The 21,001-nt window shown below is 66.9% G+C and carries 21 protein-coding genes; 13 read left to right on the top strand and 8 right to left on the bottom strand.

What is annotated here, in order from left to right; genetic code table 11:
- Positions 1–8 precede the first annotated feature (8 nt).
- Complete coding sequence (locus ACODS4_RS15635) at positions 9–584, bottom strand: YqgE/AlgH family protein (protein WP_488865196.1); 576 nt, start codon at positions 582–584, stop codon at positions 9–11.
- Between the two features lie 230 nt (positions 585–814).
- Between ACODS4_RS15635 and ACODS4_RS15640 the strand changes: the two genes are divergently transcribed.
- From ACODS4_RS15640 to ACODS4_RS15650, 3 genes are all read left to right on the top strand, one after another.
- The gene (locus tag ACODS4_RS15640; RefSeq protein WP_488865198.1) at positions 815–2,893 is read left to right on the top strand and encodes a protein-disulfide reductase DsbD family protein; all 2,079 of its coding nucleotides are present in this window, start codon (positions 815–817) and stop codon (positions 2,891–2,893) included.
- Between the two features lie 111 nt (positions 2,894–3,004).
- The gene (locus tag ACODS4_RS15645; RefSeq protein ID WP_488865200.1) at positions 3,005–3,487 is read left to right on the top strand and encodes a peroxiredoxin; all 483 of its coding nucleotides are present in this window, start codon (positions 3,005–3,007) and stop codon (positions 3,485–3,487) included.
- 161 nt (positions 3,488–3,648) lie between these two features.
- On the top strand, positions 3,649–4,167 hold the full coding sequence (locus ACODS4_RS15650) for a hypothetical protein (RefSeq protein ID WP_488865202.1): 519 nt from the start codon (positions 3,649–3,651) through the stop codon (positions 4,165–4,167).
- Here ACODS4_RS15650 and rnhA read toward each other — a convergent pair whose 3' ends face one another.
- The 4 genes from rnhA to cysQ are packed head-to-tail and all read right to left on the bottom strand — an operon-like array spanning position 4,168 to position 7,268.
- The gene (gene rnhA / locus ACODS4_RS15655) at positions 4,168–4,635 is read right to left on the bottom strand and encodes a ribonuclease HI (RefSeq protein ID WP_488865204.1); all 468 of its coding nucleotides are present in this window, start codon (positions 4,633–4,635) and stop codon (positions 4,168–4,170) included.
- A complete protein-coding gene (locus ACODS4_RS15660; RefSeq protein ID WP_488865206.1) occupies positions 4,632–5,627 on the bottom strand; it encodes a homoserine kinase in 996 nt (331 codons plus the stop codon). The genes rnhA and ACODS4_RS15660 overlap by 4 nt, the downstream gene beginning before the upstream one ends.
- 13 nt (positions 5,628–5,640) lie before the next feature.
- Positions 5,641–6,501 carry a ferritin-like domain-containing protein gene (locus ACODS4_RS15665; RefSeq protein ID WP_488865208.1) on the bottom strand — a complete coding sequence of 287 codons (861 nt, stop codon included), beginning with the start codon at positions 6,499–6,501 and terminating at the stop codon, positions 5,641–5,643.
- A complete protein-coding gene (gene cysQ / locus ACODS4_RS15670) occupies positions 6,495–7,268 on the bottom strand; it encodes a 3'(2'),5'-bisphosphate nucleotidase CysQ (RefSeq protein WP_488865210.1) in 774 nt (257 codons plus the stop codon). Before cysQ ends, ACODS4_RS15665 begins: the two co-directional genes overlap by 7 nt.
- Positions 7,269–7,361: 93 nt before the next feature.
- Here cysQ and ACODS4_RS15675 point away from each other — a divergent pair, with 93 nt between their 5' ends.
- The gene (locus ACODS4_RS15675) at positions 7,362–7,868 is read left to right on the top strand and encodes a GNAT family N-acetyltransferase (RefSeq protein ID WP_488865212.1); all 507 of its coding nucleotides are present in this window, start codon (positions 7,362–7,364) and stop codon (positions 7,866–7,868) included.
- Positions 7,869–7,890: 22 nt separating this feature from the next.
- Here the strand turns inward: ACODS4_RS15675 and ACODS4_RS15680 are convergent, their stop codons facing one another.
- Positions 7,891–8,646 carry an EAL domain-containing protein gene (locus tag ACODS4_RS15680; protein ID WP_488865214.1) on the bottom strand — a complete coding sequence of 252 codons (756 nt, stop codon included), beginning with the start codon at positions 8,644–8,646 and terminating at the stop codon, positions 7,891–7,893.
- 424 nt (positions 8,647–9,070) lie between these two features.
- Complete coding sequence (locus ACODS4_RS15685; protein WP_488865216.1) at positions 9,071–11,392, bottom strand: xanthine dehydrogenase family protein molybdopterin-binding subunit; 2,322 nt, start codon at positions 11,390–11,392, stop codon at positions 9,071–9,073.
- 170 nt (positions 11,393–11,562) lie between these two features.
- On the opposite strand from ACODS4_RS15685, the gene ACODS4_RS15690 reads away from it, so the two are divergent.
- A complete protein-coding gene (locus ACODS4_RS15690; RefSeq protein WP_488865217.1) occupies positions 11,563–12,273 on the top strand; it encodes an SOS response-associated peptidase in 711 nt (236 codons plus the stop codon).
- Complete coding sequence (locus ACODS4_RS15695) at positions 12,251–12,820, top strand: thermonuclease family protein (protein ID WP_488865219.1); 570 nt, start codon at positions 12,251–12,253, stop codon at positions 12,818–12,820. Before ACODS4_RS15690 ends, ACODS4_RS15695 begins: the two co-directional genes overlap by 23 nt.
- A 132-nt stretch (positions 12,821–12,952) precedes the next feature.
- Here ACODS4_RS15695 and rpe read toward each other — a convergent pair whose 3' ends face one another.
- Entirely contained in the window at positions 12,953–13,606 is a 654-nt protein-coding gene (gene rpe / locus ACODS4_RS15700; RefSeq protein WP_488865221.1) for a ribulose-phosphate 3-epimerase, read from the bottom strand.
- A gap of 179 nt (positions 13,607–13,785) precedes the next feature.
- On the opposite strand from rpe, the gene modA reads away from it, so the two are divergent.
- The 7 genes from modA to ACODS4_RS15735 all read left to right on the top strand — a co-directional run bounded on the left by modA (position 13,786) and on the right by ACODS4_RS15735 (position 20,982).
- Complete coding sequence (gene modA / locus ACODS4_RS15705; RefSeq protein WP_488865223.1) at positions 13,786–14,583, top strand: molybdate ABC transporter substrate-binding protein; 798 nt, start codon at positions 13,786–13,788, stop codon at positions 14,581–14,583.
- A 10-nt stretch (positions 14,584–14,593) separates the two neighbouring features.
- Positions 14,594–15,289, top strand: coding sequence for a molybdate ABC transporter permease subunit (gene modB, locus ACODS4_RS15710; RefSeq protein ID WP_488865225.1), 696 nt, complete (start codon positions 14,594–14,596; stop codon positions 15,287–15,289).
- A 34-nt stretch (positions 15,290–15,323) separates the two neighbouring features.
- A complete protein-coding gene (modC, locus tag ACODS4_RS15715; protein WP_488865227.1) occupies positions 15,324–16,436 on the top strand; it encodes a molybdenum ABC transporter ATP-binding protein in 1,113 nt (370 codons plus the stop codon).
- 179 nt (positions 16,437–16,615) lie between these two features.
- Positions 16,616–17,005, top strand: a complete 390-nt coding sequence (locus ACODS4_RS15720; RefSeq protein ID WP_488865229.1) for an FtsB family cell division protein — start codon at positions 16,616–16,618, stop codon at positions 17,003–17,005.
- 174 nt (positions 17,006–17,179) lie between these two features.
- Positions 17,180–18,190, top strand: a complete 1,011-nt coding sequence (gene pdhA, locus ACODS4_RS15725; RefSeq protein WP_488865231.1) for a pyruvate dehydrogenase (acetyl-transferring) E1 component subunit alpha — start codon at positions 17,180–17,182, stop codon at positions 18,188–18,190.
- 79 nt (positions 18,191–18,269) lie between these two features.
- Positions 18,270–19,649 (top strand): pyruvate dehydrogenase complex E1 component subunit beta, encoded by a 1,380-nt coding sequence (locus ACODS4_RS15730; protein WP_488865233.1) that lies wholly within the window; start codon positions 18,270–18,272, stop codon positions 19,647–19,649.
- 16 nt (positions 19,650–19,665) lie between these two features.
- Complete coding sequence (locus tag ACODS4_RS15735; protein WP_488865235.1) at positions 19,666–20,982, top strand: pyruvate dehydrogenase complex dihydrolipoamide acetyltransferase; 1,317 nt, start codon at positions 19,666–19,668, stop codon at positions 20,980–20,982.
- Positions 20,983–21,001: the final 19 nt, after the last annotated feature.

Genomic DNA, 21,001 nt, shown 5'->3' on the forward strand with positions numbered 1-21,001 from the left:
GCAAGACCTCAGGCGTGCCCGGCCTCGCCCGACAGCATGGAGACGCTGACGCCCAGCTTGCCGATGGCGCGTTCCCATTTGGCGTCCAGATCGGTGTCGAACAGCAGCTTTTCGTCGCACGGAACGTTCAGCCAGCCATTCGCCTGGAACTCGGCGTCCAACTGGCCCGGTCCCCAGCCGGCGTAGCCCAGCAGCAGCAGGTTGCGGCGCGGGCCGCGATCTTCGGAAATGGCGCGCAGGATGTCGATGGTCGCGGTCAGGGCGACGTCGTCGTTCACCACCAGCGTGCCGTCGCGCACATAGTCGGTGGAGTGCAGGACGAAGCCGCGCCCCGATTCGACCGGGCCGCCGTAATGGACGGGCGGGTTGTTGGCGGGCTGGCTGATGTTCATGTCGAGCTGTTCGAGCAGATCCTCGAACGTGATGGATCCGAACAGGCGGTTGACCACCAGCCCCATCGCCCCATCCTCGTTGTGCGCGCACATGTAGATGACCGTGCGTTGGAAACGGGGATCCTCCATTCCAGGCATGGCGATCAGCAACTGGCCGGTCAGCGATTCCGAGGACTTGGTCCGTCGCGGCATGGGCGTTCATCCTTGATCGTCGATCCAGGATGGGCGGCGGGCGGCCATGCCTGTCCGAACGTTCGGTTGTGGTGGGCGTTCTCGCGACGCATTCACCAGAGTGTGACAGCACGACATGATCTTTGTCACCTATATATGGGTTCCTATATAGGGGTGGCGCAATAGGGCGGCGCCCTGGATGCACCGGCCAAATTGACGGGCGCTCGACGATGGGGACGAGGATGCGGACGATGAACAGCTTTGCCGGTCGGGCGTTGGCGGTCGCGTTGCTGACGGCGGCCCCGTTCGCCGCGTTGGCGCAGGATTCGGGGCAAGGCGCCTGGACCAAGGCCGGGCCGGTGGAGGCGCGGCTGGTGTCCTCGGCGCGCGCCGTCGGCGATCTGGACGCGCTGCCGCTGGGGCTGGAATTGCGCTTGGAACCGGGGTGGAAGACCTATTGGCGCTCCCCCGGCGACGCCGGATACCCGCCGCGCCTGGATTGGAGCGGTTCGACCAATCTGAAGGACGCGACGCTGTCCTATCCGGCGCCGCATCGCTTCTCCGTTCTGGGGTTCGAGAGCGCCGGGTACGACGTCGAGACGCTGTTGCCGCTGCGCGCCGTCGTGCAAACGCCGGGCAAGCCGTTGGATCTGGCGTTGTCCGCCGATCTGCTGGTCTGTTCGGACATTTGCGTGCCGCAAACGGTCAAGCTGTCCCTGGCCCTTCCGGCGGGACCGGCGCAGCCGGGGGACTCGGCGAACGACGTCGCCCGCGCCCAATCGCTGGTGCCGCGCGTCGGCGCGCTGGGCGGGGCGGGGCTGGTCAGCGTCGCCTCAGTGCGCGGCGCTGGCGACGCGCTGGAGATCGAGGCGACGGCGACCGACGGCTTCGTCTCTCCCGACGTCTTTGTCGAAACCGACCCGCCGCTGAGCTTCACCGCGCCGAAGGCGGTGTTTTCCGACAACGACAAGCGGGTGCGCCTGACCCTGCGGGCGTCCGATCCGCCCAAGGATCTGGATTTGGCCGGGCGGGCCGTCACCGTGACCCTGGTGGACGGCGCGCGCGCGGTCGAGACTCCGACGTCGGTCGCCCTGCTGGCGGGGGGAACTGCGGGGCGTGGGCTGTTCGCCATGCTGGGGGTGGCGCTGCTCGGCGGTTTGATCCTCAACCTGATGCCTTGCGTGCTGCCGGTGCTGTCGCTGAAATTGCTGTCGGTCATCAAGCATGGCGGGCGGGCGACGGGCGCGGTGCGCGCCGGGTTCCTGGCCAGCGCCGCCGGGATCCTGACCTCCTTCCTGCTGATGGCGTCGGCGCTGGTCGCGGTGAAGGCGGCGGGCGGGGCGGTCGGCTGGGGCATCCAGTTCCAGCAACCGCTGTTCCTGGTCTTCATGGTGGTGCTGGTGACGCTGTTCTCCGCCAATCTGTGGGGGCTGTTCGAGGTGCCCTTGCCGCGCGCGCTGGCCGACCGGCTGGAGGGCGACGGGCTGGCCGGTCCCTTCGCCACCGGGGCCTTCGCCACCTTGCTGGCGACCCCCTGTTCGGCCCCTTTCCTGGGAACGGCGGTGGGCTTCGCGCTGGCCAAGGGGCCGGTTGAAATTTACGCCATCTTCGCCGCCCTGGGCGTCGGTCTGGCCTTGCCCTATCTGCTGGTCGCGGCGTGGCCGCGCGTGGCGGCGTGGCTGCCGCGTCCGGGCCGTTGGATGGCGCGGCTGCGGGCGGCGATGGGCGTCGCCCTGGCGGCCACCGCGTTGTGGCTGCTGTCGGTCCTGGTCGCGCAGATCGGCGAGGCGGCGGCGGGCGGAGTCGCCGCGCTGATGATCGGGCTGGTGGCGGCGCTGTGGCTGGGGCGGCGTTTGCCGCGACGCTCCGGCTGGGCGGGTCCGGCGCTGGCCGGGGGCTTGGCGCTGACCGCCTTCGCCCTGCCGCTGGCGGTCGGGCCGTCGGCGGGCGCGGCGGCTTCGACCAGCGAAACGGCGAATCGCTGGACGCCCTTTGCCGAATCCGCCATTCGCGAGCATGTCGCGGCGGGGCGGGTGGTGTTCGTCGACGTCACCGCCGACTGGTGCATCACCTGTCAGGCCAACAAGAAGCTGGTCCTCAATCGCGGAACCGTGGCCGAGCGCTTCGCCGACCCGGCTTTGATCGCCATGCGGGCGGATTGGACGCGGCCCGACGAGGCCATCGCCCGTTTTCTGGCCGATCATGGCCGCTACGGCATCCCCTTCAACATCGTCTATGGCCCCGGTGCGCCGCAGGGAATCGCCCTGCCGGAACTGCTGGGCGAAGCGGCGGTGATCGAGGCGTTGAATCGGGCGTCCAAGCGGTCATAACGCGCTGATTTTCTTGGTCGGGCGCGGGGCGCGCTTGCGATTGTCATGGCGGAGCGCTAGGTCTTTACGATTGGAACGCCGCAACCGAAAAAACCTGGAAGGGTTAGAGACATGAGCATCCAAGTTGGCGACCGCATCCCGTCGGTCACGCTGAAGCACCTGACCGACGCCGGCATGCAGGAGGTCACGACCGACGATCTGTTCGCGGGCAAGACCGTCGTCCTGTTCTCCGTCCCCGGCGCCTTCACCCCGACCTGCTCGGCCAAGCATCTGCCGGGCTTCATCCAGAACGCCGAGGCGCTGAAGGCCAAGGGCGTGGACAGCATTGTTTGCGTCGCGGTCAACGACCCGTTCGTCATGCGCGCCTGGGGCGAAAAGGCCGGGGCGGGCGACGCCGTGTTCCTGCTGCCCGACGGCAACGCCACCTTCTCCACCGCGCTGGGCCTGACGATGGACGGTTCGGGCTATGGCCTGGGCACCCGTGGCCAGCGCTTCGCCCTGGTCGCCAAGGACGGCGTGGCCACCCACGTCGCCGTGGAAGCGCCGGGCCAGTTCGAGGTGTCGTCGGCGGAAGCGGTTCTGGCGAGCCTGTAAGCGTTTCGGGGGGCGCGAAGCGGATCGTTCCGCGCCCCTTCTTCGCCGCCGGTCGAAAAGGAGAGCGCATTCTGACGATTTCTCTCAATTTGCGACAATGGCGGCGCGTTGGTTGATTGTCGCGCGCGTTCCTGAATAATGCCTGCACGCGGTGTGGGGGCATGCCCCGACCATGGTCAGGCGGCGAGGGGGAACGCGGGATGCTGTGCGGCAACACCAATCAGGCGGATGTGGTCGGTCTGGCGAATTGCCTGCTGGCCAGTTGGGACTTCAACTACACCGTTTACTACTATCTGCATTATCTGCTGGGCGCCGCCGGCGTGCTGATGCCGATTCTGTCGACCATCCTCAGCGATGTTGAAAACCGGAACGTCCGCCGCGCCATCACCGGCCTATCCGCCGCCAGCGTGTCGATTTACGCCTTTCTGACGCCGATGGACAAGGCGACGACCTACAAGTCGGCGCACACCGAACTGCGCCAGACCTTGGTGATGTACGACCAGTTCAAGAAAAACCCCTCGTTGATGATGGACGATTTCGTCAACACCATGACCTTGATGGGGGCGATCGAAACGATCGAGGGGAAAATCCTGAACAGCGAGAAATCAACGTCGGAAGACCGCAAAAAGAAACCCGCCACGCCGACGGCTGAGGCTCCCGCGCCGGAGAAGCCGCAATAATCAACCGCGCGCGCGGACGTCGCTGACGCCGCGCCGGGCCAATTCGTCGGCCCGTTCGTTTTCCGGGTGGCCGTCATGGCCGCGCACCCAGTGGAATTCCACGGCGTGCGGCTGCTTGGCGGTCTCCAGCCGTTGCCACAGATCCATGTTCTTCACCGGCTTCTTGTCGGCGGTTTTCCACCCCTTGGCCTTCCAGCCATGGATCCATTTGGTGATGCCGTTCTTCACATATTCGCTGTCGGTGTAGAGCCGCACCGCCACCGGGCGCTTGAGCGATTCCAGCGCCTGGATCGCCGCCATCAGCTCCATCCGGTTGTTGGTGGTGTCCGGCTCCCCGCCATAGAGTTCCTTCTCCACCGCGCCATAGCGCAGGATGGCGCCCCAGCCGCCGGGGCCGGGGTTGCCGCTGCACGCGCCGTCGGTGAAGATGTCCACCGTCTTGCGGGCGGATTCTTGCTCCTCGCTCATGACGCGGCGCCCGGGTTGGCCGGTTCGTCGTCGTCGAGAAAATAATCGCCCAAGCCGCGCACCGTCTGGTGGAAGCGCAGCTTGCGCAGATACTCCAGCGGATCCTTGGGCTGGACATAGGCGCCGGGCGCGCGGTTCAGCCAGTCATAGAGACGGGTCAACAGAAAGCGGGTGGCGCTGCCCCGGCACAGCCAGGGCAGGGCGTCCAGCTCGGCGCGCGACAGCGGGCGGACCTTCCGGTAGTTGGTCAGCAGCAGGCGGGCCTTGGTGGCGTTGAACGAGCCGTCGATCTCAAAGCACCAGGCGTTGACGCAGATGGCGACGTCGTAGGCCAGAAAATCGTTGCAGGCGAAATAGAAATCGATCAGGCCGGACAGGCTCTCGCCCCGGAAAAACACATTGTCGGGGAAAAGGTCGGCGTGGATCACCCCGGTCGGCAGGTCGGTCGGCCAATGGGCCTCCAGCGCGTCCAACTCGGCGCTCAGCGTGTCGCGCAGGCCGACGGCCACCTCGTCCGCCCGGTCGGCGGATTTGGCGAACAGATCGCGCCAGTCGGCCAACCCCAGCGCGTTGGGCCGGGTCATGGTGAAATCGGCGACCGCCAGATGCAGGCGGGCCAGCGCCTCGCCCAACTGGGCGCAATGCTGCGGGTGGACGCGGCGCGGCCACATGCCCGACAGGAAGGTGACGATCACCGCCGGACGCCCGCACAATTCGCGCAGCGCCACCCCGTCGCGCCCCGGAACGGGCAGGGGGGAGGCGACGCCCTTCTCGGCCAGATGCTCCATCAGGCCCAGGAAGAAGGGCAGATCCTCGCGCTTGGTCCGCTTTTCATACAGGGTCAGGATGTAGGGGCCGCGTTCCGTCACCAGCAGGAAGTTGGAATTCTCCACCCCTTCCGCGATGCCCTTGCACGACAGCACCGCGCCCAAATCATACTGGGCGGCGAAAGCGCTGAGATCCTCGTCGGAGACTTCGGTGTATACGGCCATGATGGCGAGGGCCTTAACGGGTTTCGGGCTGCCGGTCAACCGGCGGGCGGGCGGAACGGGGCGACGGCGGCGGCGCCTCGGGCGTGATGGGTTCGTAAAATTCCGGGCCGAAACCGGCGCGCAGGCGGCTGGCCGTGTTGAAGGGCCGCTTCAGCCCGCCCCGGAAATGGCGCCCGACCAGCTCTTGCCACAACGCCACCGGCTCCGCCCCGCGCTGGGCGCAGAGATGGCCGAACCAGCGCCGCCCGGCGGCGACATGGTCGATTTCCTCGTCATGGATGGTCTGGAGCAAATCGGCGCTTTCCGCGTCGCCAAAGGCGCGCAGGCGGCGCACGGTGTCGGGGGTGACGTCCAGGCCGCGCGCCTCCAGCACCATCGGCACCACCGCCAGCCGGGCGGCGAGGTCGTGCGCCGTCTCCGTCGCCGATTGCCACAGCCCGTCATGGGCGGGCAAATCGCCGTAGGACGCGCCCAGCGCGTTCAGCCGGTCTTCCAGCATTCGGAAGTGGCGCGCCTCGTCGTCGGCCACCCGCACCCAATCGTCGGTGAAGCCCTTGGGCATCCCGGCATCGGCGAAGCGGCTGACCAGATCCCAAGCCAGATCGATGGCGTTGAGTTCAATGTGGGCCAGCGCGTGCAGCAGGGCGACGCGGTTTTGCAGGTTGCCGCCGCGCCCGCGCTTGGGCATGTCGCGCGGCAGCTTCAACTCGGGCCGCTCGGGCCGGGCTGGGCGGTCGGGCGGCGGGGTCGGCACGGCGGGGCTGAGCCGCCCCTCCGCCCAGGCGGCGGCGTGCAGGCGCGTCAGGCGCGCCTTTTCCAACGGCGCGGCGGCGGTCAGAACCGCGCGCGCCGCGTCGCCGAGACTCGTCACCATCCGTAGGCGACGAAATGCGGGTTGAGGATGTCGGCCTTGCCATAGACCAGCGGCGACCCGTCGGGCTGCTCCACCCGGCCCCCGGCGCCGATCAGCACGGCGTGACCGGCGGCGGTGTCCCATTCGCTGGTCGGGCCAAAGCGCGGGTAGAGATCGGCCTTGCCGCTCGCCACCGTGCAGAATTTCAGCGAGCTGCCGCAGGACACCCGGTCCTTGACCGTGTAAGCCGCGAGGAAGTCGTCCAGGGTGGAGCCGTTGCCGTGCGACCGGCTGGCCACCACGGTCAAGCCGTCGGCGGGGCGGGGGCGGACGGAAATCGGGTGGTCGTGCCGCCCCTCCGCGCAATGGATCGCCGTTCCCGGCCCAGCGGCGGCGTAGAGATCGCCGGTGGCGGGCGCGTAGACGACGCCGAGAACCGGAACGCCCCGCTCGATCAACGCGATGTTGACGGTGAACTCCCCGTTGCGGGAAATGAATTCCTTGGTGCCGTCCAACGGATCGACCAGCCAGAACCGCCCGCCGGAAATGTCCGGGCGATGACCGGCGGCGGCGGCCTCCTCCGACACCACGGGGATGGTGGGGGTCAGATGGTGCAGGGCGGGCAGAATCACCGCCTCCGCCGCGTCGTCGGCCAGGGTCACGGGGCTGCCGTCGGCCTTGGTCGCGACTTCGATGCCGCCGTTGTAGAAACGCAAGATGACCTGACCCGCTTCATGGGCGATGGTGCGGACGAACGGCAGCAAGGTCGCCGCAGCGGTGTCGGGCATGGTGATCTCTCCTTAAGCTTTGGGGATTCACCATAGCGCGGGGAGTGGGTGAACCGGAAGTGCCTGAACGAGCGGCGATGTGGAGAGAGAGCGATGGTTGTGCGGTGGCGGGCGATGGTGGAAGCGGATCTCGACGCGGTTCTGGGCGTGGCGGACCTCGTCCACCCGGATTACCCGGAAGACCGGGCGGTGTTCGCCGAACGTCTGGCGCTGTTTCCCGCCGGGTGCCGTCTGGCCGAACGGGATGGGATGGCGCTGGGCTATGGCGTCATGCATCCGGGGCGGCTTGGCGTTCCGCCGCCGCTCGACGCCCCTCTGGGCGAACTGCCCGCTGCGGCGGATTGCCTCTATCTGCACGACATCGCCCTGTTGCCGGACACGCGCGGGCTTGGGCTGGGCGCGGCTGTGCTGGATTACGCCCACGAACTGGCGGCGCGCGGCGGCTTCGCGTGGCTGGCGCTGACCTCGACGCCGGGCGCGCGCAGCTATTGGGACCGCGCGGGCTTCACGCCCTATGACGGCGGCGGCCCGGCGCTGGCGGCGAAGCTGGCGAGCTACGGCGACGGCATGGCTTACATGACCATGTCGGTGCGCGGCTGAAGCACGCGCGGCTGATTCGACGTCAACCCAGCGGCAGTTCCGCCGGGCTGTTGGCGACGGTCTGAAAGGCGGGCTTGGCGAAGAGATAGCCCTGCATCAGCGCGATTCCCAAATCGCGCAGCGCCCGCGCCTCGCCAATCGTTTCCACCCCTTCGGCCAGCGGGATGATTCCCAGATCGGCGCAGATCGACAGGACGCCCTTGACGATGCCGCGCCGAACCGGGTCCTGGTCGATGTTGCGGGTCAACTCCATGTCCAGCTTGATGATGTCGGGCTGGAACTGCGCCAGCAGATTGAGACCGGAATAGCCCGCGCCGAAATCGTCGATGGCGGTCATGAAGCCTTGGCGGCGGTATTCGACGAAGATGCTGGTCAGGTGATCCTGGTTGATGACCCGCTCCCCCTCCGTCACCTCGAAGATGATGCGGTCGGTGGGGAAGCCGGTGCGGGCGGCGGCGGCCAGCGTGGCGCGGATGCAGGCTTCGGGCTTGTAGACCGCGTTGGGCAGGAAATTGATCGACAACCGCGCCCCGTTGAAGGGCAGCCCGGCGGCCAACTCAATGGCTTTCACCCGACAGGACTGGTCGAAGGCGTAACGGTTGCCGTCGTTCACCTGCCCCAGAACCCAACCGGCCCCTTGCCCTTCGACCCCGCGCACCAGGGCTTCATGCGCCCAGATTTCACCAGCGTTCACATCCACGATGGGCTGAAACGCCATGGTGAAATCCAGATCCAGCTTTTCCGCGCAGCGACCGCCGCAAGGCGCGTCCGTCGTCATCGCTCTTTCCCTCTCCTTAGGACCGCCTGACCGTCACGCGGCGAGCAATCCAGGGAGATTCGCACGTTCGCGGTGATTTTACGACGGTTTTGCCAGGGCAATCGCTTGGAACCATTAAGTGCCGAAAAAGCCCCTCTCCCCTCGCGGGCTACTAGATGCACACATCTTCGGTTTAGGCAACTCATTGGAAGAAAAAGAACTTTTCTCCGTCATTCCCGCGAAGGCGGGAATCCAGACTTACCCATAGGGTTCGTCTGGCAAACTCTGGATCCCCGCCTGCACGGGGATGACGAAAAATCCGTTTTATTTCAATTGGTTGCAGCAAGAAAAGATGTGTGAATGCCGTAGCCCCTCTCCCGCAAGGGGGAAGGGCTTTCATAGATGTGGAAGCGTTCGAGCGATTTGTCCTGACGCATTTACCGCGTCACTCCGCCGCCATTTGGGTCTTCGCCGCCTGGATCGCGCTCCACACCGCGTGCGGGGTGGCGGGCATGTCGATGTGGGTGACGCCATACTCCGACAGGGCGTCCACCAGCGCGTTGATGATGGCGGGCGGCGCGCCGATGGCCCCGGCCTCGCCCGCGCCCTTCATGCCCAGCATGTTGGTGGTGCTGGGAACGCAGTTCAGCTTCACCGTGATCGGCGGCATGTCGGCGGCGCGCGGCAGTTGGTAATCCATCAGCGAGCCGGTCAGAAGCTGGCCGCTGTCGGGATCGAACACCACGCGCTCTTGCAACGCCTGCCCCAAGCCCTGGGCGACGCCGCCATGGACCTGCCCCATCACCAGCATCGGGTTGATGACCGTGCCGAAATCATCGACGACGCTGTAACGCACAACCTCGACCACGCCGGTGTCGGGATCGACCTCCAACTCGGCGACGTGGCAGCCGTTGGGGAAGGTGCTGGCGGGCGGCGTCCAGCGCGCCATTTCGGAGAAGGCGATTCCGCCGCCGTCAGCGGCGGCCTTGGCGGCGACCTCCTTCAACGACACGCTGCGGTCGGTGCCGACGACGGTGAAGCGGCCTTCGGCGAACTCCACGTCGATGGCGGCGGTTTCCAGCAGATCGGCGGCGATGGGCGTCGCCGTCTTCACCACCTTGGCCGCGCCCTCGGCCAGCGCCGAGCCGCCGACGGGGACGGAGCGCGATCCGCCGGTGCCCGATCCCCAGGTCACGCGGTCGCTGTCGCCCTGCACCACCTCGACATCCTCCGGCGCGACGCCCAGACGGTCGGCCAGGATCTGCTTGTAGGCGGTTTCGTGGCCCTGACCGTTGGTCTGGGTGCCGATCAACAGCACGACGCGCCCGTCGCCGTTGACCTGAACCGTCGCCTGCTCCGGCCCGCCGCCCGAGCACGCCTCGATGTAGGTGGACAGGCCCAGGCCGCGCCGCTTGCCGCGCGCCTTGGCCGCCGCCTTGCGGGCGGGCAGACCGGCGACGTTGGCCAGAATCAGGCCGTCTTCCAGATTTTGGATGAAATCGCCGGTGTCATAGACCTGCCCCATCGGGGTGGCGTAGGGCATGGCGGCGCTGGGGATGAAGTTGCGGCGGCGGATTTCCGCCGCGCCCAACCCGGTGACGCGCCCGGCATGGTCGATCAACCGTTCCAGCAGATAGGCGGCCTCCGGTCGGCCGGCCCCGCGATAGGCGTCCACCGGCTGGGTGTTGGTGAAGACGCCCTTGACCCGGACATAGACGGCGGGGGTCTTGTAGGATCCGACCAGCATGGACGACCCGGCGTCGGTCGGGATGAAGGGGCCGTAGTTGGACAGATAGGCGCCCAGATTGGCGATGGTGTCCACCCGCAGGCCCAGGAAATGACCGTCGGCGTCCAGCGCCAGCCGCGCCTTGCTGACATGGTCGCGGCCATGATCGTCGGTGAGGAAGGCTTCGGTCCGTTCCGAGGTCCATTTCACCGGACGATTGAGACGGCGGGCGGCGAACAGGCAGGCGACATATTCGGGATAGTTGAACAGCTTCATGCCGAACCCGCCGCCGACGTCGGTGGTCAGCACATGGAACTGGCTTTCCGGCAGATTGAAGATCTTGGCGAACTGCTTGCGCAGCGAATGCACGCCCTGGCTGGTGACGTGGATTTGCAGCCGCCCGGTTTCCGCCTCGACCCCGGCCACACAGGCGCGGCCCTCCATCGGGGTGGCGACGACGCGGTTGTTGACGATCTCCAGATCGACGACGCGGGCGGCCTTGGCGAAGGCGGCCTCCACGGCGGCCTCGTCGCCGGTGTCCCAGTCAAAGCACAGATTGTTCGGCGCCGCGTCCCAGACCAGCGGGCGGCCCGGCTCCAGCGCTTCGGCGGTGCCCGTCACCGACTCGCGGTCGCTGTAATCGACCATCACCAACTCGGCCCCGTCGCGCGCCGCCTCCGGCGTCTCGGCGACCACCATGGCGACCGGATCGCCGACATGGCGGACGAAGCCCTTGCACAAGGCCGGGTGCGGCGTGCCGACGTAAGGCGAACCGTCGCGCTGCGTCAGCCCGGACAGGCAGGGCAGCGGGCCAAGCCCGTCGGCGTCGAGATCGGCGACCGTGTAGACCGCCAGCACGCCGGGAACCGCCAGCGCGTCGGCGGCGTCGATGGCGCCGATGGCGGCGAACGCGTGGGGGGAGCGCACGAAGGAGGCGTAGGTCTGGCCGGGCAGCGACACGTCGTCGGTGTAGCGGCCGCCCCCGGTCAGAAGGCGCGCGTCTTCGGTGCGCGGAACCGCTTGGCCGATGCCGAACTTCATGGTCGAACTCCCGCTGTCCGCGTTGATCTGTTGGTTGCCCCCGCGAAGATAGGACGCCATCCCGCAAAGGGAAACCCCGTGGCTGCGAATGGGCGCCATCCGCTGGCGCGCGCGTTGCGGGCTTGCCAGCGGCGTCGTCCTGTGCGGAAGTCAGCGTCATGTGCGGACGCATGATGCTCACCAGCCCGGTCAGCGCGATTCAACGGATCTTCGGCGTGCCGGAGCGTCCGAACCTGAAGCCGCGCTGGAACATCGCGCCCACCCAGGAGATTCCGGTCATTCGCAAAGACAAGGACCGGCGTCGTCTGGCCTTGCCGCGCTGGGGGCTGGTTCCCAGTTGGGCCGACGATCCCGCCATCGGCGCGCGGATGATAAACGCGCGCGCCGAATCGGTAGCGGAGAAACCGGCCTTCCGCGAGGCGTTTCGTCTGCGCCGCTGCCTCGTTCCGGTGGACGGCTTTTACGAATGGACGGAGGTGGACGGGCGCAAGCAGGGCCGAATCATCCGCCGTCGCGACCGCGCGCTGTTCGCGCTGGCCGGTCTGTGGGAATCCTGGCGCGGGCCGAAGGGGGGGCCGGCGGGCGAGCCGCCGTTGGAAACCGCCACGGTGCTGACCACCAGCGCCAACGCCGCCCTGTCCGTGCTGCATGACCGGATGCCGGTCATCCTGGACGAGCGGGATTGGGCGGCGTGGCTGGATCCGGAAACGCCGCTGCCGGACCTCGCCACGCTGTTGCGTCCCGCGCCCGACGATCTGTTGGACCTGACGCCGGTCGGTCCGCGCGTGAACAGCGTGCGCAACGACGATTCCGGCTGTCTCGATCCGCCGACGCCGGAACCCGTTCGGAAACCCGCCGATGACCAACTCAGCCTGTTTTGAGCGGGCGGCGCTGGCCGCGCTGCTTGGCCTCGCGCTCCTGCTTGGCGGGATGGGCGGGGCGCTGGCGCAGAACGCCGCCAAGGCCAAGCCGGGCGGCAAGGTGGCCGGAACGCCGAACGCGTCGATCACGGGCCGGGCCACCGCCGTGGAAGGCGATCTCTTGACCATCAACGCCACGCCCATTCGCCTGATGGGCATCGACGCGCCCGATCCGGGAGAGATGTGCAAAAACCGCTACGGCCATGAGTTGGATTGTTTCAAGGTCTCCACCGCCGTGCTCGCCAACATGGTGAAAGATCAAGAAGTCACCTGCACCATCGCGGAAAAGGACCGAACCGGCGAGAACAAGGGCGAGTGTCGGGTGCGGGGCGTCGATCTGGGAATGACGATGGTGTCGCTGGGTTGGGCGTTCCATTACGCCAGCCTGTCGGCGATCTACCAAAAGGCCGAAGCCTACGCGCAAAGCAAGAAACTCGGCCTGTGGGCCGGGCAGGTGGAAAAGCCCTGGCAATGGCGGTCCCGCATGCTGCGGGAAAAGGGGCGCTGAGGGGCCCCGTCAGCCGCGCGCCGCGCTTTTGGCCGCCGACAGCGCGGCCAGCGCGTCGCGCACTACGCGTGACGATGCGCCACGGTTGACGGCCCCAACCCTTGGGACCGCCAACCGCCGCGCCGTTCAGTTTCAGCGCAGGGCGCGGATGTTGGCGGCGTAATGGTCCGGCCCGCCGGTGAAGGTCGCGGTTCCGGCGACCAGCACGTCGGCCCCGGCCTCGACGGCCAACCGGGCGGTTTCGGTGTTGATGCCGCCGTCGATCTCAAGATCGATCGCCTTGCCCAGCGCGTCGATGCGCGCGCGCAGGTCGCGGATCTTCGGCAATTGGCTCGTGATGAAGCTCTGGCCGCCGAAACCGGGGTTGACGGTCATCACCAGCACCAGATCGATGTCCTCCAGCACATGCTGGATGGCGTCCACCGGGGTGGCCGGGTTCAACGCCACGCCCGCCTTTTTGCCCAGCGACTTGATGAGCTGGATGGTGCGGTGCAGGTGCGGCCCGGCCTCCGGGTGGACGGTGATGATGTCGGCGCCCGCCTTGGCGAAATCGGCGACATAGGCGTCCACCGGCGAAATCATCAGATGCACGTCGAAAACCTTGGCGCTGTGCGGGCGCAGGGCCTTCACCACGGCGGGGCCGATGGTGATGTTGGGGACGAAATGCCCATCCATCACGTCGATGTGGATGTAGTCGGCGCCAGCCGCGTCAACGGCGCGCACCTCCTCGCCCAGCCGGGCGAAATCGGCGGAGAGAATGGACGGGGAGATTTTGACGGCGCGCATGACGTGGCTTCCCTGAAAAGACCAAAGGTGAAAGACGGGCTTCCATAGCATGACGTCCCGCCGGGGGCCATGCCCGCTTCCCAAACTGCGGCAAGATGGCTGACCATTTGCGCTTTACCGCAACCGCGATGCGCTGTATCCGTTGAGATATAGAAATTGCGACACGAACGGAGGGTGGCATGGTCGGCGCGCGTAAGGGGACCGCAAGGCGTCTGATGACGGCGGCGGTGGTTGGTCTTGGCCTGTTGACCGCCGCCCCGGCGGCGATGGCGCAGGATGTTCTGGTGCTGGCCGCCGCCTCGACCAAGAACGCGGTGGAGAAGATCGCCAGCCAGTTCAAGGCGAAGACCGGGGTGGGGATCACCAGCTCCTTCGCCGCGTCCTCGGCCTTGGCCAAGCAGATCGAAAATGGGGCGCCCGCCGACCTGTTCATCTCCGCCGATCTGGATTGGATGGACTATCTGCAAAAGCGCAACCTCATCAAAACCGACAGCCGCGTCAGCCTGCTGGGCAACGAGCTGGTGGTGATCGCGCCCAAGGGATCGACGCTGAAGCCCGACTTGAAGCCCGGCGGCGATCTGCCCGCCCTGATCGGCGATGGGCGGTTGGCGACCGGCGATCCCTCCAACGTTCCGGTCGGCAAATACGCGCAAGCCGCCCTGGAATCCTTCGGCCAATGGGCGCAGATCGAACCGAAACTGGCGCGCACCGACAACGTACGCGCCGCGCTGGCGTTGGTCAGCCGGGGCGAGGCGCCGTTGGGCATCGTCTACCGCACCGACGCGGCGGTGGATCCGGGCGTGACCGTGGTCGGCGTTTTCCCGCCCGGCTCGCACCCCGCCATCGTCTTTCCGGTGGCGCTGACGGCGACGACGACCAACGCGAACGCGGTCAAATTCCTCGATTTCCTGAAGTCGCCGGAGGGTTTGGCGGTGTTCCAGGAATTCGGCTTCGTTCCGGCCCCCAAGCTGCCGTAAGCTGATGGGCATGGATCTGCTGTCGCCGATGGAAATGACCGCGTTGCTGCTCAGCCTGCGGGTCGCGGGCTGGGCCATCGTCGGCAGCCTGCCTTTGGCCGTTCTGGCCGCCTGGGTGCTTGGGCGTTATTCCTTTCCGGGCAAGACGCTGGTCGATGGGTTGGTGCATCTGCCGCTGGTGCTGCCGCCGGTGGTGGTCGGCTACATCCTGCTCGTCACCATGGGGACCAAGGGGGTGATTGGCGGCTGGCTGTTGCAGACCTTTGGCGTAAAGCTGATTTTCACCCCGGAAGGGGCGTCGCTGGCCGTCGCCGTGACCTCCTTTCCCCTGATGGTGCGGGCGATCCGTTTGTCGGTCGAGGCGATTGACGGTGGTCTGGAGGCGGCGGCCCGCACGCTGGGGGCCGGGCCGGTGGACCGCTTTTTCACCATTCTGTTGCCGCTGATGGCGCCGGGGTTGTTGTCGGGGGCCATCGTCGCCTTCGCCGCCGCGATGGGGGAGTTTGGCGCGGTCATCACCTTCGTCTCCAACATTCCAGGGCGGACGCAGACCCTGCCGCTGGCCATCTACGCCGCCACCCAGCAACCGGACGGCGACGCCGTGGCGGCGCGGCTGGCGGTGATTTCCTTTTCGGTGGCGCTGGTCGCGCTGATGGCGTCGGAATTTCTGGCCCGCCGTCTGCGCCGTTTGATCGGGCAGGGGTAGAGGCAGGGGCAGGGGCAGGGGCAGGGAAAGCGCGATGCTGGATGTTTCCATTCGCCGCAAGCTGGGCGGCTTCACCCTCGACATCGCCTTTCAGGCGGAGGAGCGCGGCGTCACCGCGTTGTTTGGCCGGTCGGGATCGGGCAAGACCTCCGTCATCAACGCCATCGCCGGATTGTCGCGGCCCGACGAGGGCCACATCCGCGTTGGCGACGCCGTGTTTTTCGACAGCGCCCGCCGCATTGACGTGGCGGTGGAAAAGCGCCGGGTCGGTTACGTCTTTCAGGAATCCCGCCTGTTCCCGCACATGACCGTGCGCAGCAATCTGGAATACGGCCTGCGCCGGGTGGCGGCGGCGGAACGGCGCATCGCGTTGGGGCCGGTGGTGGAGCTGTTGGGCTTGGGCGGTTTGCTCGACCGTCGCCCGCGCGGGTTGTCGGGCGGCGAGACGCAGCGGGTGGCCCTGGGCCGCGCCCTGCTGGCGCAACCGCGCCTGCTGTTGATGGACGAGCCGATGGCCGCCCTGGACGCCGCCCGCAAGGCGGAGATCCTGCCCTACATCGAACGGCTGCGCGACGAGATGAACATCCCCATCGTGCTGGTCAGCCACGCGGTGGATGAGGTGGTGCGGTTGGCCGCCACCATGGTGCTGATCGCCGACGGCCGGGTGGTCGCCGCCGGGTCGGTCGGCGCGGTCATGGGGCGGCTGGACCTGTCCGCCTTGTCGGGGATTCAGGACGCGGGCGCGGTGCTGGACCTTATGGTGGAGCGCCATGTCGATGAGGATGGGTTGAGCGTGCTGACGTTTGACGGTGGGCGGCTGACCGTTCCGCGAGTCGCGCGCCCGGTTGGCGGCGCCGTGCGCCTGCACATCCACGCCCGCGACGTCATCGTGGCGCTGTCGCCCCCCAGCGGAGTCAGCGTGCGCAACGCCTTGCCGGGGCGGGTGGCGGCGGTCGCCGAGTCGGGGCCGTCGTCGGCGGATGTGCAGATCGCCGTCGGCGGTTCCTTTCTGATCGCCCGCATCACCCGGGCGGCGGTGCGTGACCTGGAACTGGCGCCGGGGCGCGAGGTGGTGGCCATGGTCAAGGGGGTGGCGTTCGAGCCGGATGCGACGGCCCCCGGCCCGCGTCGGGTTGTGGATGTTTGATCCGGCTGAAATGTTTGGATTTTGTTGCGGCGCACGGGTCGATTTGAGGGGGCGTCTTGTGGGTCTTTCTCCACAAGGCACCATTACTGGGGGCGCGACGATCAAGACCGGCGGAGAGCGCTGATTTCCCGTCTTTTTGTTTGACCGGCGGAAAGCCTCTGTGGCTCCATTGAGTCACCATGACGATGATGACCAATCTCACCGATTCGCTCGCCCGCGCCACCAAGAGCGCGCTCCGTCAGGCCATTTTGCCGGGGGTGTGCGCGTGCGTCGTGACCTATTTCGCCTACTACGCGATCCATGGTGATCGCGGTTTGGTCGCCATGAAGCAGATCAAGGGCGAGATCGCCCAGGCCGAAGGGGTTCTGCAACAGCTCAAGACCGAGCGGGAACGGATGGAGCGGCGCGCCCAATTGCTGCGCGGCGACAATCTGGATCGCGACATGCTGGACGAGCGGGCGCGGTCGATGTTGAACCTGTCCAGCGCTCGCGACGTGGTTGTGACGCTGCCCAAACGGTACGACGGCAACGAGGCGGGCGCAGAGAAGCAGCCCAAATCAGGCAATTAACTGAATTCCGGTTAATCAGAAATCCGCCTTAAAAAACAGATGTTTGCGCGAGATGAAAAGCTCGTGTAGTGTGCGCGCCATAGCCGCTTCCGGTGCGGGCTTTCTGTCGCCCGCAACGTTACGGCGACGACGGTTGTCTCAAGACCGTCGCCGCGTGAACCCTGGGGAGGAAACATGGCCGCGTCCCGACGCCGTCCCAAGGCGCAAACCGAGTCTGCGCCCGCTCAAGCCGTCTCGTCTGAAGAGCTGCTTCATTATTACCGCGAGATGCTGCTCATCCGCCGCTTTGAAGAGAAGGCGGGCCAGCTCTATGGCATGGGCCTGATCGGCGGCTTCTGCCATCTCTACATCGGCCAGGAGGCCGTCGTCGTCGGCATCCAGTCCGCGCTGAACGACGGCGACAGCGTCATCACCAGCTACCGTGACCACGGCCACATGCTGGCCTGCGGCATGGACGCCAAGGGCGTGATGGCCGAGTTGACCGGGCGTCGTGGGGGCTACTCCCACGGCAAGGGCGGCTCGATGCACATGTTCAGCCGCGAAAAGAATTTCTACGGCGGCCACGGCATCGTCGGCGGTCAGGTTCCGCTGGGGACCGGCTTGGCCTTCGCGCACAAATACCTGAAGGATGGCGGCGTCTCGGCGGTCTATTGCGGCGACGGCGCGATCAACCAGGGTCAGGTTTACGAGAGCTTCAACATGGCGGCGCTGTGGAAGCTGCCGGTGCTCTTCGTCATTGAAAACAACAAATACGCCATGGGCACCTCGCAGGAGCGCGCCTCGGCGGGCGAACTGCACCAGCGCGGCGCCTCCTACGGCATTCCGGGCCACCAAGTGAACGGCATGGACGTTCTCGAGGTCAAGGCCGCCGCCGACCAGTGGGTGAACTACATCCGCGAAGGCAACGGCCCGGTCATTCTGGAAATGAAGACCTACCGCTACCGTGGTCACTCGATGTCCGATCCGGCCAAATACCGGACGAAGGAAGAGGTCGAGAAGATGCGGTCGGAATCCGACCCCATCGACCAGCTCAAGGCCAAATTGCTGGCGGGCGGCCACGCCGACGAAGAGAAGCTGAAGGAAATCGACCGCGAGGTGAAAGCCATCGTGATCGAATCGGCGGAATTCGCCCAGCAAAGCCCCGAGCCGGATCCGTCGGAGCTGTGGACCGACATCCTCCTCTAATCCTAGACGATCAACGAACAGCGGGTGCGGCGCCAGAGGGACGGGAAACCGGAATCCCCGCGCCGCCGGAGGTTGAGGAATGCCGATTGAAGTGCTCATGCCGGCCCTGTCCCCCACCATGACCGAGGGGAAGCTGGCGAAATGGTTGAAAAAAGAAGGTGACTCGGTGAAGTCCGGCGACGTCCTCGCCGAGATCGAAACCGACAAGGCGACGATGGAGGTCGAGGCGGTCGATGAAGGCCGCGTCGGCAAGATTCTGATCGCCGAGGGCACCGACAATGTGGCGGTGAACACCCCCATCGCCATCCTGTTGGAAGAGGGCGAGGACGACAGCGCGCTGAGCAAGGGCGCCGCTCCGGCCCCCGCCGCCGCTCCGGCCCCGGTCGTGGCGGAAGCCGCTCCGGTCGCCGCCGCGCCGACGGTTCCGGCGGCCCCTGTCGCCGCGCCGGAGTCGGACGAAGACAAGTTCTTCGCCAAGACCACCAAGCGCACGGTGCGCGAAGCGCTGCGCGACGCGATGGCCGAAGAAATGCGCCGTGACGACAAGGTGTTCGTCATGGGTGAAGAGGTCGCCCAGTATCAGGGCGCCTACAAGGTCACGCAGGGCCTGTTGCAGGAATTCGGCGACAGCCGCGTCATCGACACGCCGATCACCGAAATCGGCTTCGCCGGTTTGGGCGTCGGCGCGTCCTTCAAGGGCCTGCGTCCGATCGTCGAGTTCATGACGTTCAACTTCGCCATGCAGGCGATTGACCACATCATCAACTCCGCCGCCAAGACGCTTTACATGTCGGGCGGCCAGATGGGCAGCCCCATCGTGTTCCGTGGCCCGAACGGCGCGGCGGCCCGCGTCGGCGCGCAGCATTCGCAGTGCTACGCCTCCTGGTACGCCCATTGCCCGGGTCTGAAGGTCATCGCCCCCTGGTCGGCGGCGGACGCCAAGGGCCTGTTGAAGGCGGCGATCCGCGATCCGAACCCGGTCGTCTTTCTGGAAAACGAGATCCTCTACGGCCAGAGCTTCGAGGTTCCCGACGACGAAGAGTTCGTGCTGCCCATCGGCAAGGCCAAGATCGAGCGTCCCGGCAAGGACGTGACCATCACCGCCTTCTCGATCATGGTCGGTCACGCGCTGGCCGCCGCCGAGATCCTGGCCAAGGAAGGCATCGACGCGGAGGTCATCAACCTGCGCACGATCCGTCCGCTCGACACCGCCACCATCGTCAACAGCGTCAAGAAGACCAACCGTCTGGTCTCGGTCGAAGAAGGCTGGCCCTTCGCCGGCATCGGCTCTGAAATGGCCGCGCTGATGATGGAGCAGGCGTTTGACTATCTCGACGCGCCGGTGATCCGCGTGGCCGGTCTGGACGTGCCGATGCCCTACGCCGCCAATCTGGAAAAATTGGCGCTGCCGCAGGTGGACGACATCGTCAAGGCCGCCAAGCGCGCCTGCTACCGTTGAGAGGAGGGCTGACACGATGACCGTTCAGATTCTGATGCCCGCCCTCTCCCCCACGATGACCGAGGGCAACCTCGCCAAGTGGCTGAAGAAGGAAGGCGACACGGTGAAATCCGGCGACATCCTCGCCGAGATCGAAACCGACAAGGCGACGATGGAAGTCGAAGCGGTCGATGAAGGCCGTTTGGGCAAGATCCTGATCGCCGCCGGAACCCAGGGCGTGGCGGTGAACACCCCCATCGCCATCCTGCTGGAAGAAGGCGAGGACGACAGCGCGCTGAGCAAGAGCGCCGCTCCGGCCCCCGCCGCCGCTCCAGTCGCCGCTCCCGCCCCGGTCGCCGCCGGAGCGGCTCCGGTCGCGGCGACGCTTCCCGCCGCCGCTCCGGCGACGGGCGCGCGCGTGTTCGCCAGCCCGCTGGCCCGCCGCATCGCCGAACAGGCGGGCGTTGACTTGAAGTCGGTTAAGGGCACCGGCCCGAACGGCCGGATCGTCAAGGCCGACGTGGAGGCCGCCAAGGCCGCCGGTCCGGCGAAGGCCGCTCCGGCTCCGGTCGCCGCCGCCGCTCCGGTCGCGGCTCCGACCCCGGTCGCCGCCGCTCCGGCCCCGAAGGCCGCTGGCGTGGACGCGAAGGATCTGTCCGACAAGCTCGGCATGACCTACACGGCCATCCCGAACAGCGGCATGCGCAAGGTCATCGCCCGTCGTCTGGGCGAGGCCAAGCAGACCGTTCCGCACTTCTACCTGACCGTCGACATCGAACTCGACGCGCTGCTGAAGACGCGGACGGAGCTGAACAGCCGGTCGGACGCCTACAAGCTGTCGGTCAACGACTTCGTCATCCGCGCGGTCGCGCTGGCGCTGAAGAAGGTTCCGGCGGCCAACGCCGCCTGGACCGACGAGGCGATTCTGCAATACGACCACGCCGACGTGTCGGTGGCGGTCGCCACCCCGACCGGCCTCATCACCCCGATCATCAAGAAGGCCGAGGGCAAGGGTCTGGCCCAAATCTCGTCCGAGATGAAGGATCTGGCCAAGCGCGCCCGCGACGGCAAGCTGAAGCCGGAAGAGTTCCAGGGCGGCACCTTCTCGATCTCCAACCTCGGCATGTTCGGGGTCAAGGAGTTCGCGGCGATCATCAACCCGCCGCAGGGCTGCATCCTGGCGGTGGGCGCGGGCGAACAGCGTCCGGTGGTGAAGAACGGCGCGTTGGCCGTCGCCACCGTGATGAGCTGCACCCTGTCGGTCGATCACCGCGTGGTGGACGGCGCGGTCGGCGCGGAATTCCTTGCGGCTTTCAAGAAGCTGGTCGAGGATCCGTTGTCGATGCTGCTGTAACCCGACCGAGGGAGCCGGA

It is taken from the genome of Azospirillum sp. FG154 (genome assembly GCF_057809575.1).